This is a genomic window from Paracoccus sp. T5, from assembly GCF_048538155.2.
Classification (GTDB): domain Bacteria; phylum Pseudomonadota; class Alphaproteobacteria; order Rhodobacterales; family Rhodobacteraceae; genus Paracoccus.
Map to the genome: position 1 here is coordinate 1,218,723 of NZ_CM135809.1, position 13,880 is coordinate 1,232,602.

Sequence of the window (13,880 nt, forward strand, 5' to 3'; positions counted from 1 at the left end):
CCCGATGAACCGACAGCTGACCCATTGGACCGGCCCCGAAGGGCTGCCGCGCTTTGACCTGATAGGCGACACGGATTTCGCCCCCGCCTTCGACCGCGAACTGACCGAGGCGCAGGCCGCGCATGAGGCGATCGCCGCCAATCCCGAACCCGCCAGCTTTGCCAACACGATCGCCGCGATGGAGGTTGCAGACGAGGGTCTGAACCGCGTGCTGTCAGTCTTCTACACTCTGGCGGGGGTGGATTCCAATGAGGCCCGCCAGGCCCTGCAGCGCGACTTTGCCCCGCGCCTGGCCGAATATGGCAGCCGCATCAGCATGGACCCGCGGCTTTATGCGCGGGTCAAGGCCGTCGCGGCCATGGCCGAGGCGCTGCCGCCCGAGGACCGGCGCATCACGGAACTGGCGCTGCGCGACCTGACGCGCGCGGGGGCCGGGTTGGATCAGGCCGGGCGCGACCGGATGGCCGCGATCCGGGGGCGGCTGGCGGTCCTGACGACCGAGTTCACCCAGAACGTGCTGACCGATGAGCGCGACTTTGTGCTGGCTGTTCCCGACGACCGGCTGGCAGGGCTGCCCGACTGGCTGCTGCGCGCCATGCGGGCCGCCGCCCGCGAGCGGGGCCTGGAGGGGCAGGTCGTCACCCTGAACCGGTCGCTGATCGTGCCCTTTCTGGAACATGCCGCCGACCGGACCCTGCGCGAGACGGCGTTTCGCGCCTGGACCGCGCGCGGATCAGGGGCAGGGGCTGGGGGTCAGAAGACCGATAACCTGCCCCTGGTGCAGGAGATCCTGGCCCTGCGCCATGAACGCGCGCAGCTGCTGGGCCATGCCGATTTCGCGTCCTGGAAGCTGGAGACGCAGATGGCGGGCTCGGCCGAGCGGGTCGAGGAGCTGCTGTCGCAGGTCTGGACCGCCGCCCGCACCCGCGCGACCGAGGAGGAGGCGCGCCTGACGGCTATGTTGCGGGCCGATGGCGTGAACGGGCCGCTGGAGCCTTGGGACTGGCGGCTTTACGCAGAGCGTCTGCGCCAGCAGGACCATCAGGTCGATGCCGATCAGGTGGCGCCCTATCTGACGCTGGACGCTATGCTGGGCGCGGTCTTTGACGTGGCCGGGCGCCTGTTCGGGCTGGAGTTCCAGCCGTTCCAGGCGCCGCTTTGGGCGCCCGACGTGCGGAGCTGGCGGGTGACGCGGGACGGGCAGCTGATGGCGGTATTCGTCGGCGACTATTTTGCACGGCCGTCGAAACGGTCGGGTGCCTGGTGTTCTGCCCTGCAGATGCAGCACAAGATCGGGCAGGGGCAGCGGCCGATCGTGGTCAATGTCTGCAACTTCACCCCGCCCGAGGAGGCCGGGGGCCCAGCCTTCCTGTCCTGGGACGACGCGCGGACGCTGTTTCACGAATTCGGCCACGCCACGCATCACATCCTGTCGGACGTGACCTGGCCGTCGATCTCGGGAACCTCGGTGGCGCAGGACTTCGTGGAGCTGCCCAGCCAGCTCTACGAGCACTGGCTGGAGCAGCCTGCGGTGCTGGACGCCCATGCCCGGCACCACCGCACAGGCGAGGCGCTTCCGGCGGAGCTGCGCGACCGGCTACTGGCGGCGGGCAAGGCCAATGCGGGTTTCTCGACGGTCGAGTACCTGGAGAGCGCGCTGGTGGACCTGGCCTTTCATCGCGGCACGCCGCCCGCCGATCCCATGGCCCGGCAGGCCGAGATCCTGGCGCAGCTGGGCGCACCCGATCCGATCCCGATGCGCCATGCGACGCCGCATTTCGCGCATGTCTTTGCCGGCGACAGCTATGCCAGCGGCTATTACAGCTACATGTGGTCCGAGGTGATGGACGCGGATGCATTCGCCGCCTTCGAGGAGACGGGCGACATCTTCGATCCGGCGACGGCGCGGCGGCTGGAGGAGACGATCCTGTCGCGCGGCGGCTCGGCCCCGGCGGATCAGCTGTGGATGGACTTTCGCCAGCGGATGCCGGGAGTGGAGGCTTTGCTGAAGGGGCGGGGACTGGCCTGAACCTCGTCGGAGGGAGGGGAGCCGACCGGTGGTCGGCGCCCTGCCGGCCTTGGGCGCGCCGCCGATACGGCGCGCGGGCGGATCAGTCGCGGACCTCGTCCGCGTCCACGCCCCAGATGGTTGTTTTCGGCACCCACCCCCGCTGGCCGCCGCCCGAAACGCGGCACCAGCTGGGCTCGCATTCGTTCAGCCGCAGGATGGCCCCGGCCTCGGCGCGGGCGACGACGTCCGAATCCGGATTGGGCCGGCTGTGCAGTTCCAGCATGTCCTGGGTGACCAGCACCGTCCTGACCCCCGACAGCAGCGCATAGTGGATCCAGCCACCGGCGCCGTCGCGGTCCTCGACCCGGCGCCAGTGGCCGAATTCGGCCACCACGCGCAGCGGCATCCCGGCATGGCGGAAGACCCAGTCGATCCGGTGCGACAGGCTGGGCCCGCGACGGGCGTTTCCTTCGGTGCCCTTGAGGCTGACATAACGGGGAAGCGGCAGGTTCGTGACTGCGCCCCGCTGTTCCGTCCCGGCCTGGGCCAGCACCATCGGTTGCCCCTCAACCGATTGGGTGCCCGTTTGCGTGCCCGTCTGCGGGACTGTCTGCGAGTGGGCCGCGGGCGCAAGCGCCCCGACCAGCGCGGCCAGCACCAGGGCCGATGCGACCCTGCCCAACCTGCCTGCCCGTGATTTCATCTGCCGTCCGTTCCTGTCCTGGCTGGCGGCCGCGGATTACCGCCCCCTGCCGTCCCTCTGGGTCTTGTGCATGCCCCTCAACGCGGGCAGTTTGCCAAAAGCACCCCCCGATGGGAAGTGCGACCCCGACACGACTTCGAGAAAATGAGGTGATGATGCCCGCCAGCCCGTCCTCGATGCGCCAGAAGCTGCGCGTGGCCGTGACCCGCCGGCTTCCCGAGGCTGTCGAAACCCGAATGTCCGAACTGTTCGACGTGGTCCTGCGCGAGGATGACCGCAAGCTGAGCCAGGACGAACTGGTCGCCCTGATGCAGGGCGCCGACGTCCTGGTCCCGACGGTCACCGACCAGATCAACGCCAACATGCTGGCCCGCGCGGGCGAGCGGCTGAAGCTGATCGCGAATTTCGGCGCGGGGGTGGATCATATCGACGTGCTGTCGGCGCGCCAGCGTGGCGTCCTGGTGTCGAACACGCCGGGCGTCGTGACCGAGGACACGGCGGACATGACGCTGGCGCTGATCCTGGCGGTCACGCGCAAGATCCCCGAGGGCTTGGCCGAGATGCAGGCGGGCCGCTGGCAGGGCTGGTCGCCCACCGCCCATCTGGGCGGGCGCGTGGGCGGGCGCAGGCTGGGCATCCTGGGCATGGGCCGGATCGGCCAGGCGGTCGCGCGCCGCGCCAATGTCTTTGGCATGCAGGTGCATTATCACAACAGAAAGCGCCTGCGCCCCGAGATCGAGGACCAACTGCAGGCGACCTATTGGGACAGCCTGGACCAGATGCTGGCGCGCATGGACGTCATCAGCGTGAACGCGCCGCACACGCCCTCGACCTTTCACCTGCTGAACGCGCGGCGGCTGAAGCTGCTGAAGCCGACGGCGGTGGTCGTCAACACCTCGCGCGGGGAGGTCATCGACGAGAACGCGCTGACCCGGATGCTGCGCGCCGGAGAGATCGCGGGCGCGGGCCTGGACGTCTTCGAGCACGGCCACGAGATCAACCCCCGCCTGCGCGAGCTGCCGAATGTCGTGCTGCTGCCGCATATGGGCAGCGCCACCGTCGAGGGTCGCGCCGAGATGGGCGAGAAGGTTCTGATCAACATCAAGACCTTTGCGGACGGGCACCGGCCGCCGGACTTGGTCGTGCCGTCGATGCTCTAGCATGAGAATGTCGGCTTCCGTCCGCTGGGCGGTCTCGGTCCTCTTCTTCGTGAACGGCATGCTGGTGGGCAGCTGGGCGCCCAAGATCCCCGTGCTGATGGCGCGCCTGGAGATCGGCGAGGCGCTGGCGGGCGTGATCGTGCTGGCGCTGGGGGCGGGGTCGATCTGCGTGATGCCGGTCTTTGGCGCGATGGTGGCGCGGGCGGGATCGGCGCGGGCGGTGACCTGGGCCGCCTGGCTGGCGGCGTCTTCGCTGATCTGGATCTCGGTCGCGCCGGGCTTTGGGGCGGTGGCGGGTGCGGTCTTCCTGTTCGGCGGGGTGATCGGCGGCATGGACGTGGCGATGAACGCCAATGCCGTCGCGGTGGAACGGGCGCGGGGGCGGGCGATCATGTCGTCCTGCCACGGGTTCTGGAGCCTTGGCGCCTTTGCCGGCGCGGGCCTGGGGGGCCTGCTGCTGCAGGCGCTGGGCGAGGTGACGCATGCGGTTCTGGTCAGCGGGGTCTTTGCGGGGGCGCTGACATGGGCCCTGCCGCGGCTGCTGGCCGATGCGCCGGCGCCGGATGCCGAGAAGGCGCCGCTGCGCCTGCCGCGGACGCCCTTGCCCTATCTGATCGGGCTGATGGCGCTGGCCGCGATGATCCCGGAAGGGGCGATCCTGGACTGGGCGGCGGTCTATCTGCAGCGCGAGATGGGCGCGTCGCTGGCGCTGGCGGGCTGGGGTTTCGCGGCCTGCGCGGGCACGATGGCGGTGATGCGTTTCCTGGGCGACGGACTGCGGCGGCGGTTCGGGGCGGTGCGGACGCTGCGGGCCAGCACGGGGCTGGCGATGGCGGGGCTTGCGATGGCGGGGCTGTCGGGCACGCCGGGGCCGGCCATCGCGGGATTTGCGCTGGCCGGGATCGGGATCGCCAACATGGTGCCGATCGCCTTTTCGGCCGCCGGCAACGTGCCCGGTCTGGCGGCGGGGATGGGCCTCTCGGTCGTGACGATGATGGGCTATTCCGGCATTCTTCTGGCGCCGGGCAGCATCGGCTGGCTGGCCGAGCGGCTGAGCCTGGGGGTGATCTATCTGGCGCTATCGGTGCTGTTGCTGGTGCCGCTGGCGCTGTCGCACCTGGCGCGCACGGCGGACTTTGATACGACCTGAGGCGCTTGCGCAACGGCTGCGGGCGTTGCAGGGCGGTGCCGCGCAACAGGCGGGGCGCGCGGCCGCGGGTCCGGCCAGCATTTGCGGGGAGTTCAGCCCGCACCGACCCTGCACCGGGCAGGCACGGGCCGTACACCGCGCGTACACCGCTTGCGGGCGTTGCGCGGGTGGGTTTCAGCGATAGACCTGTGTCGCGCCCGGAAAGCTGCGGTCGCGGACGGCGGCGGCATAGGCGGCGATGGCCTGGTCCGCGCGGGGGGCGAGGTCGCCGAACTTCTGCACGAAGCGCGGCACCCGGCCCGAGAGGCCCAGCATGTCGTCGAGGACCAGGATCTGCCCGTCGCAGCGGGCCGAGGCGCCGATGCCGATGGTGGGGACCGCCACCGCGTCGGTGATGCGGTCGGCCAGCCCCTCCATCACGCCCTCGACCACGACGGAAAAGGCGCCTGCCTCGGCGACGGCCACGGCGTCGGCCACATGGGCGTCCCAGCTGGCAGGATCGCGCCCCTGGGTCTTGAAGCCGCCCATGACATTGGTCGATTGCGGCGTCAGGCCGACATGGGCCATGACCGGGATGCCGCGGTCCACCAGGAAGCGGATCGTGGGGGCCATGCGCGCGCCCCCCTCCAGCTTGACGGCGCCGCAGCCTGTTTCGGCCATCACACGGGCCGAGTTGCGGAAGGCCTGTTCGGGGCTTTCCTCGTAGCTGCCGAAGGGCATGTCGATCACCACGGCGGCGCGGCTGCTGCCGCGCATCACCGCCTGGCCGTGCAGGATCATCATCTCCAGCGTGACGCCCAGGGTCGAGGGAAGGCCGTGGACCACCATGCCCAGGCTGTCGCCCACCAGGATCAGGTCGGCATGGGCATCGACCAGCGTCGCCATCGGGGCGGTATAGGCGGTCAGGGCGACGATGGGCGTGGCGCCCTTGCGCTCGGCGATCTGGGGGACAGTGATGCGCTTGGTCTGGCCTTGGGCGGACATGGGTCTCTCCTTCAGGGCTGGGCGACGCGCTGGTCGATCAGCAGAACGTCGCCGAAGCGGACGGCCAGCAGGATCACCACGGGCCGGGCGATGGTCGAGACGCGCGACAGGTCAAGGGCGTCGCGGATGTCGATGGAGCCGATCCGGGCGCGCGGTTCGGCCGCGATGGTACGGCGCAGGCGGCTGCGGACCGAGGCCAGCGAGGCGCCGGCGGCGACCTGGGCCTGGGCCTCGTCCAGCGCACGGGCCAGCACGGGGGCGGCGGCGCGATCCTCGGGCGTCAGGCGCTGGTTGCGCGAGGAGAGGGCCAGGCCGTCGGCTTCGCGCACCGTGGGGACGGGCAGGATTTCGACGGGAATGTCCAGGTCCGCGACCATCTGCCGGATCAGCGTCAGCTGTTGATAGTCCTTTTCGCCGAAGGCCGCCGCATCGGGCTGGACGATGTTGAAGAGCTTGGTCACGACCGTCGCCACGCCGCGGAAATGGCCGGGACGCAGGCGGCCCATCAGCATCCGTCCCAGCTGGTCGACCTCGACATGGGTCTGGGCGCCGGGGCGGTAGATGTCGGGGACCGTCGGCAGGAAGGCCGCGTCGCAGCCCGCCCGGCGCAGGAGGGCCAGGTCGCCGGCCTCGTTGCGGGGATATTTGTCCAGGTCCTCGCTCGGGCCGAATTGCGTGGGGTTCACGAAGATCGAGGTGACGACCCGGCCGCCGCCCTGGGCATCGACCCATTGCCGCGCCCGCGCCACCAGCGTCAGGTGGCCGCTGTGCAGCGCGCCCATGGTCGGCACCAGCGCGATAGGCTGGCCACCCAGGCGCCAGTCGCGCGTGCAGTCGCGCATCTCTTGCGTGCTGCGGCAGATCTGCATGGCGGCTCCCCCCAAAGGCGTGGCGCAACCTAGCGGGAGGGCAGGGGTTCATCAAGTGCCGCAACGCAGCATGGGCGCGGGGGTCCGGCCATCTGACGTGGCGTCGGGACCGGGTGGCGGGAGGCGGAAAAGCAAAAGGCCGAACACGAAGGTTCGGCCTTTTTGTTTTGGAGCGGGCGAAGAGATTCGAACTCTCGACCCTAACCTTGGCAAGGTTATGCTCTACCCCTGAGCTACGCCCGCACTCCGTTCCCTCTGCGATCCGTTTCCGTTTCCGGTGACCGTCTCGCCTTCGGTGAGCGGTGATTTACGGGAGGGTGCGGAGGGCTGCAAGGGGAAAAATGCGGGGCGGGGCGATTTTTTTCGCCCCGCCCGCCAAGGCCATCGCAGAGGGCCTTATTCGGCGGCGCGGATGCGCGCCGGCTTGAGCATCGGGCCCAGGTAGCGGCCGGTATGGCTCGCCTGAACCTGTGCTACGTCCTCGGGCGTGCCGGTGGCGACGATCACGCCGCCGCCGTCGCCGCCTTCGGGACCGATGTCGATGATCCAGTCGGCGGTCTTGATGACGTCGAGGTTGTGTTCGATGACGATCACCGAATTGCCCTGGTCGACCAGCTGGTGCAGCACCTCCAGCAGTTTCCGGACATCCTCGAAATGCAGGCCGGTGGTCGGTTCGTCGAGGATGTAGAGCGTGCGGCCGGTGGAGCGGCGGCTGAGTTCCTTGGACAGCTTGACGCGCTGCGCCTCGCCGCCCGAGAGGGTCGTGGCCTGCTGGCCGACCTTGATATAGCCCAGGCCCACCTGCATCAGCGCGTCCATCTTTTCGCGGATGGAAGGCACGGCGGCAAAGAAGGTCTGCGCATCTTCCACGGTCATATCAAGGACATCGGCGATGGACTTGCCCTTGAACTGCACCTCCAGCGTCTCGCGGTTGTAGCGCTTGCCCTTGCAGGTCTCGCATTCGACATAGACGTCGGGCAGGAAGTGCATCTCGATCTTGATGACGCCGTCGCCCTGGCAGGCCTCGCAGCGGCCGCCCTTGACGTTGAAGGAGAAGCGGCCGGGCTTGTAGCCGCGGGCCTTGGATTCGGGCAGGCCCGCGAACCAGTCGCGGATGGGCGTGAAGGCCCCGGTATAGGTCGCGGGGTTCGAGCGGGGCGTGCGGCCGATGGGGCGCTGGTCGATGTCGATGACCTTGTCCAGATGCTCGAGCCCGCGGATCGTCTCGCAGGGGGCGGGGGTCTGGCGGGCGCCGTTGAGGCGCAGGCTGGCGGTCTTGAACAGGGTCTCGATGGTCAGGGTGGACTTGCCGCCGCCCGAGACGCCGGTGACGCAGACGAACTTGCCCAGAGGGAAGTCGGCGGTGACCTCCTTGAGGTTGTTGCCGCTGGCCTTGACCACGGTGAGCTTCTTGCCGTTGCCCGCGCGGCGCGTCTCCGAGACGGGAATCGCGCGCGCGCCGGAGAGGTACTGGCCCGTCAGGCTGTTCGGGTCGGCGGCGATCTGGTCGGGGGTGCCGTGGCTGACGACGGTGCCGCCATGCACGCCCGCGCCGGGGCCCATGTCGAAGACATAGTCGGCGTGGCGGATCGCGTCCTCGTCATGTTCCACGACCAGGACCGAGTTCCCCTGATCGCGCAGGTTCATCAGCGTGGTCAGCAGCCGGTCATTGTCGCGCTGATGGAGGCCGATCGAGGGCTCGTCCAGCACGTAGAGGACGCCGGTCAGGCCCGAACCGATCTGGGAGGCCAGGCGGATGCGCTGGCTTTCGCCGCCCGACAGGGTGCCGGCGGCGCGCGACAGGGTCAGGTAGTTCAGGCCCACGTTCACGAGGAAACCCAGGCGCTCGCGGATCTCCTTGAGGATGGCGGCGGCGATCTCGGCCTTTTGCTTCGACAGGTGGTTGGGAGCGTCTGTGACCCAGTCCAGCGCCTCCTGAATGGACAGCTGGACGACCTGGCCCACGTGGTTGCCGGCGATCTTGACGGCCAGGGCCTCGGGTTTCAGGCGATAGCCGTTGCAGGCGCCGCAGGGGCGGTTGTTCTGGTAGCGCTCGAACTCCTCGCGGACCCACTGGCTGTCGGATTCGCGCAGGCGGCGTTCCATGTTGGGGATTACCCCTTCGAAGACGCGGGCGATCTGGTAGACCCGGCCGGCATCATCGAAGCGGAAGTTGATCTCCTCGGCCCCGGAACCGCGCAGGAACATCTGGCGGATGTTTTCGGGCAGGTCCTTCCAGGCGGTCTTCTTGTCAAAGCCGTAATGCTTGGCCAGCGCGTTCACGGTCTGGGTCAGGTAGGCGGATTTCGACTTCGCCCAGGGCGCGATGGCGCCCTTGTCCACCGAGAGCGCGGCGTCGGGAACGATCAGGCGGTCGTCGAAGAACAGCTCGACCCCCAGGCCGTCGCAGACCGGGCAGGCGCCGAAGGGGGCGTTGAAGGAAAACAGCCGCGGCTCGATCTCGGGGATGGTGAATCCCGAGACGGGGCAGGCGAATTTCTCGGAGAAGGTCAGGCGCTCGGGCTCGGCCTCGCCCTCGGTCGCCAGTTCCAGATGGGCGATGCCGTCGGCCAGGTTCAGCGCGGTGCGCAGGCTGTCGGCCAGACGCGTTTCCAGCCCCTCGCGGACGACGATGCGGTCCACCACCACGTCGATGTTGTGGCGGAACTTCTTGTCCAGCGTCGGCGCCTCGTCCAGGTCGTGGAAGGTGCCGTTGATCTTGACGCGCTGGAAGCCTTGGCGGCGCAGTTCCAGCAGCTCTTTCTTGTACTCGCCCTTGCGGTCGCGGACGATCGGGGCCAGCAGATAGGCGCGCGTGCCCTCGGGCAGGGCCATGGTGCGGTCGACCATGTCCTGGACCTGCTGCGCCTCGATCGGCAGGCCGGTCGCGGGCGAATAGGGGGTGCCGGCACGGGCGAACAGCAGCCGCAGGTAGTCGTAGATTTCCGTGACCGTTCCGACGGTTGAGCGGGGGTTCTTCGACGTGGTCTTTTGTTCGATGCTGATGGCGGGCGACAGGCCGCTGATGTGGTCCACGTCGGGCTTGCCCATCATGTCCAGGAACTGGCGCGCATAGGCCGACAGGCTCTCGACATAGCGGCGCTGGCCCTCGGCATAGATCGTGTCGAAGGCGAGCGAGGATTTCCCGCTGCCCGACAGGCCGGTGATCACCACCAGCTGGTCGCGCGGGATGTTCATGTCCACGCTTTTCAGATTGTGTTCGCGCGCCCCGCGCACCTCGATGAACTTCTGTTCCATGCGTGCCCCTCTGACCAGTCGCATCAGATAGGGACGCATGGCGGAAAAGCAAGTTCCAAATGCGAACGTATCAGGAACATGTCGGTTATGTGCCTGTTCTGTCGTTCCTGAGCAGATGTTGATGCAGAATGTAGCCAGTGCTTGCGCCGCGATGCAGCACCGCTAGGATGCCGCCCGCGAGGACCAAGGGGGACGCATGTTCAATAAGATTCTGGTGGCCAATCGGGGCGAGATTGCCATTCGCGTGATGCGCGCCGCCAACGAACTGGGCAAGAAGACGGTGGCCGTCTATGCCGAGGAAGACAAGCTGGGTCTGCACCGCTTCAAGGCGGACGAAGCCTATCGGATCGGCGAGGGCCTGGGACCGGTCGCCGCCTATCTGTCGATTCCCGAGATCATCCGCGTGGCCAAGGCCTGCGGCGCCGACGCGATCCATCCGGGCTATGGCCTCTTGTCCGAGAACCCCGATTTCGTCGATGCCTGCACGGCGGCCGGGATCACCTTCATCGGTCCCCGCGCCGACACGATGCGCGCCCTGGGCGACAAGGCCAGCGCCCGCCGCGTCGCCATCGAGGCCGGCGTGCCGGTCATCCCCGCGACCGAAGTGCTGGGCGAGGATTTCGAGGCCATCAAGGCGGAAGCGGCGGCGGTCGGCTATCCGCTGATGCTGAAGGCCAGCTGGGGCGGCGGCGGTCGCGGCATGCGCCCGATCAACAGCGAGGCCGAGCTGGTGGAGAAAGTCCGCGAGGGCCGCCGCGAGGCCGAGGCCGCCTTTGGCAACGGCGAGGGTTATCTGGAGAAGATGATCCTGCGCGCGCGGCATGTCGAGGTGCAGCTGCTGGGCGACACGCATGGCGGGTTGTATCACCTGTACGAGCGCGACTGCACCGTCCAGCGCCGCAACCAGAAGGTCGTCGAGCGCGCCCCCGCGCCCTATCTGACCGAGGAACAGCGCGAGGAGGTCTGCGCGCTGGCGCTGAAGATCGGCCAGGCGGTCGGCTACCAGAACGCCGGCACGGTCGAGTTCCTGATGGATATGGACAGCCAGCAGTTCTACTTCATCGAGGTGAACCCGCGCGTCCAGGTCGAGCATACCGTGACCGAGGAGGTCACCGGCATCGACGTGGTGCAGTCCCAGATCAAGATCGCCGAGGGCGCGACCCTGGCCGAGGCCACCGGCCATTCCCGGCAGGAGGACATCACGCTGTCCGGCCACGCCCTGCAGTGCCGCGTCACGACCGAGGATCCGCAGAACAACTTCATCCCCGACTATGGCCGCATCACCGCCTATCGCAGCGCGACCGGCATGGGCATCCGCCTGGACGGGGGCACCGCCTATGCGGGCGGCGTGATCACCCGCTATTACGATTCGCTGCTGGTCAAGGTCACGGCCTGGGCGCAGACGCCCGACCAGGCGATCAAGCGGATGGACCGCGCGCTGCGCGAGTTCCGCGTGCGCGGCGTTTCCACGAACATCGATTTCGTCATCAACCTGCTGAAGCACCCGACCTTCCTGAACGACACCTATACGACCAAGTTCATCGACACGACCGATGACCTGTTCACCTTCAAGAAGCGTCAGGACCGGGCGACCAAGATCCTGACCTATCTGGCCGATATCAGCGTGAACGGGCATCCGGAAACCGCCGGCCGGCCGCTGCCGCCGGCGCAGGCGCGCGCCCCGATCCCGCCGGCGCCCAAGGCTGAGCCCGCGCCCGGCACCCGCCAGATGCTGGAGACCCAGGGCGCGCAGGCCGTGGCCGACTGGATGGCGGCGCAAAAGCAGTTGCTGATCACCGACACGACGATGCGCGACGGGCACCAGTCGCTGCTGGCGACGCGGATGCGGTCGATCGACATGATCCGCGTGGCGCCCTCCTATGCCGCGAACCTACCGCAGCTGTTCAGCGTGGAATGCTGGGGCGGGGCGACATTCGACGTGGCCTATCGCTTCCTGCAGGAATGCCCTTGGCAGCGGCTGCGCGACATCCGGGCGGCGATGCCGAACCTGATGACGCAGATGCTGCTGCGGGCCTCGAACGGGGTGGGCTACACCAACTATCCCGACAACGTGGTGCAGTTCTTTGTGCGCCAGGCGGCGGAAACCGGCGTGGACGTCTTCCGCGTCTTTGACAGCCTGAACTGGGTCGAGAACATGCGCGTCGCCATGGACGCCGTGATCGAGAGCGGCAAGGTCTGCGAGGGCACGGTCTGCTATACCGGCAACATGCTGGACCCCGAGCGGTCCAAGTACGACCTGAAGTATTACGTGGACACCGCGCAGCAGCTGAAGGCCGCCGGCGCCCATGTTCTGGGCCTGAAGGACATGGCCGGGCTGCTGAAGCCCGCGGCCGCGCGCATCCTGATCAAGGCGCTGAAGGAGGAGGTCGGCCTGCCGGTCCATTTCCACACCCATGACACCAGCGGCATGGGCGGCGCCACGATCCTGGCCGCGGCCGAGGCCGGCGTCGATGCCGTCGACTGTGCCATGGACGCGCTGTCGGGCAACACCAGCCAGCCGACCATGGGCTCCGTGGTCGAGGCGCTGGCCCAGACCGACCGCGACACCGGGCTGGACATCAAGGCCATCCGGGCGATCAGCAACTATTGGGAGCGGGTGCGCGAAAGCTATGCCGCCTTCGAGAGCGGACTGCAGTCGCCGGCCTCCGAGGTTTATCTGCACGAGATGCCGGGCGGGCAGTTCACCAACCTGAAGTCGCAGGCGCGGTCGATGGGGCTGGAGGATCGCTGGCACGAGGTGGCGCAGGCCTATGCCGATGTGAACCAGATGTTCGGCGACATCGTGAAGGTCACGCCCTCGTCCAAGGTGGTGGGCGACATGGCGCTGATGATGGTGGCGCAGAACCTGACGCCCCAGCAGGTCATGGACCCGTCGGTCGAGGTCAGCTTTCCCGATTCGGTCGTCGACATGATGCACGGCAACCTGGGGCAGCCCCCGGGCGGCTGGCCCGAGGCGATCCAGAGCAAGGTGCTGAAGGGCGAGGCCCCGGTCACCGACCGTCCCGGCGCCCATCTGCCGCCGGCCGACCTGGAGGCCCTGCGCGCCAAGCTGTCGGCCGAACTGGGCGGCGTCGCAATCGATGACGAGGACCTGAACGGCTACCTGATGTATCCCAAGGTCTTCACCGAATATCGCGCGCGCCACGAGACCTATGGCCCGGTGCGCACGCTGCCGACGCGGACCTTCTTCTACGGCATGGAGCCGGGGCAGGAGATCAGCGTCGAGATCGACCCCGGCAAGACGCTGGAAGTGCGCCTGCTGACCCTGGGCGAGACGGACGAGCAGGGCGAGGTCAAGGTCTTCTTCGAGCTGAACGGCCAGCCCCGCCAGGTGCGGGTGCCGAACCGCAAGGCGGTCGGCGCGGCGGCGGCGCGTCCCAAGGCCGATCCCGCGAACCCGGGCCATGTCGGTGCGCCGATGCCGGGCGTCGTGGCCACGGTCGCGGTCGCAGCCGGGCAGGCGGTCAAGCAGGGCGACCTGCTGCTGACCATCGAGGCGATGAAGATGGAAACCGGCCTGCATGCCGACCGCGACGGCGCCATCAAGGCGCTGCACGTGAGCCCCGGACAGCAGATCGACGCCAAGGACCTGCTGGTCGAGATCGAGTGACAGGCGGCGGTCCGGTCCCTGCGGGGGCCGGGCCGCAGCGCCCGCAGGGCCCCGCATGACCGGGTCGCGGGACGGGCAGGGCGGCCCGCGGCATCTGGCCCCCCTGGTTCCCTG

The 13,880-nt window shown here is 68.5% G+C and carries 8 protein-coding genes and 1 tRNA gene; 4 read left to right on the forward strand and 5 right to left on the reverse strand.

Annotation, left to right across the window (positions count from 1 at the left end):
* Window positions 1-4: 4 nt before the first annotated feature.
* Window positions 5-2,029 (forward strand): M3 family metallopeptidase, encoded by a 2,025-nt coding sequence (locus ACNR9W_RS06015; RefSeq protein WP_419267953.1) that lies wholly within the window; start codon window positions 5-7, stop codon window positions 2,027-2,029.
* Window positions 2,030-2,111: 82 nt separating this feature from the next.
* Here ACNR9W_RS06015 and ACNR9W_RS06020 read toward each other — a convergent pair whose 3' ends face one another.
* Complete coding sequence (locus tag ACNR9W_RS06020) at window positions 2,112-2,714, reverse strand: SH3 domain-containing protein (protein ID WP_419267954.1); 603 nt, start codon at window positions 2,712-2,714, stop codon at window positions 2,112-2,114.
* 152 nt (window positions 2,715-2,866) lie between these two features.
* On the opposite strand from ACNR9W_RS06020, the gene ACNR9W_RS06025 reads away from it, so the two are divergent.
* Both ACNR9W_RS06025 and ACNR9W_RS06030 read left to right on the forward strand, forming a co-directional pair.
* Complete coding sequence (locus ACNR9W_RS06025; protein WP_458478676.1) at window positions 2,867-3,874, forward strand: 2-hydroxyacid dehydrogenase; 1,008 nt, start codon at window positions 2,867-2,869, stop codon at window positions 3,872-3,874.
* A gap of 7 nt (window positions 3,875-3,881) precedes the next feature.
* A complete protein-coding gene (locus ACNR9W_RS06030) occupies window positions 3,882-5,024 on the forward strand; it encodes an MFS transporter (RefSeq protein ID WP_419267956.1) in 1,143 nt (380 codons plus the stop codon).
* A gap of 174 nt (window positions 5,025-5,198) precedes the next feature.
* Here ACNR9W_RS06030 and panB read toward each other — a convergent pair whose 3' ends face one another.
* The 4 genes from panB to uvrA all read right to left on the reverse strand — a co-directional run bounded on the left by panB (window position 5,199) and on the right by uvrA (window position 10,135).
* Window positions 5,199-6,008: a 3-methyl-2-oxobutanoate hydroxymethyltransferase gene (gene panB, locus ACNR9W_RS06035; protein WP_419267957.1), complete on the reverse strand. Its 810-nt coding sequence runs from the start codon at window positions 6,006-6,008 to the stop codon at window positions 5,199-5,201.
* Window positions 6,009-6,019: 11 nt separating this feature from the next.
* Window positions 6,020-6,877: a pantoate--beta-alanine ligase gene (panC, locus tag ACNR9W_RS06040; RefSeq protein WP_419267958.1), complete on the reverse strand. Its 858-nt coding sequence runs from the start codon at window positions 6,875-6,877 to the stop codon at window positions 6,020-6,022.
* 168 nt (window positions 6,878-7,045) lie between these two features.
* Window positions 7,046-7,120, reverse strand: a tRNA-Gly gene (locus ACNR9W_RS06045).
* A gap of 153 nt (window positions 7,121-7,273) precedes the next feature.
* Window positions 7,274-10,135, reverse strand: a complete 2,862-nt coding sequence (gene uvrA, locus ACNR9W_RS06050; protein ID WP_419267959.1) for an excinuclease ABC subunit UvrA — start codon at window positions 10,133-10,135, stop codon at window positions 7,274-7,276.
* A 196-nt stretch (window positions 10,136-10,331) separates the two neighbouring features.
* Here uvrA and ACNR9W_RS06055 point away from each other — a divergent pair, with 196 nt between their 5' ends.
* Window positions 10,332-13,766 carry a pyruvate carboxylase gene (locus tag ACNR9W_RS06055; RefSeq protein ID WP_419267960.1) on the forward strand — a complete coding sequence of 1,145 codons (3,435 nt, stop codon included), beginning with the start codon at window positions 10,332-10,334 and terminating at the stop codon, window positions 13,764-13,766.
* Window positions 13,767-13,880: the final 114 nt, after the last annotated feature.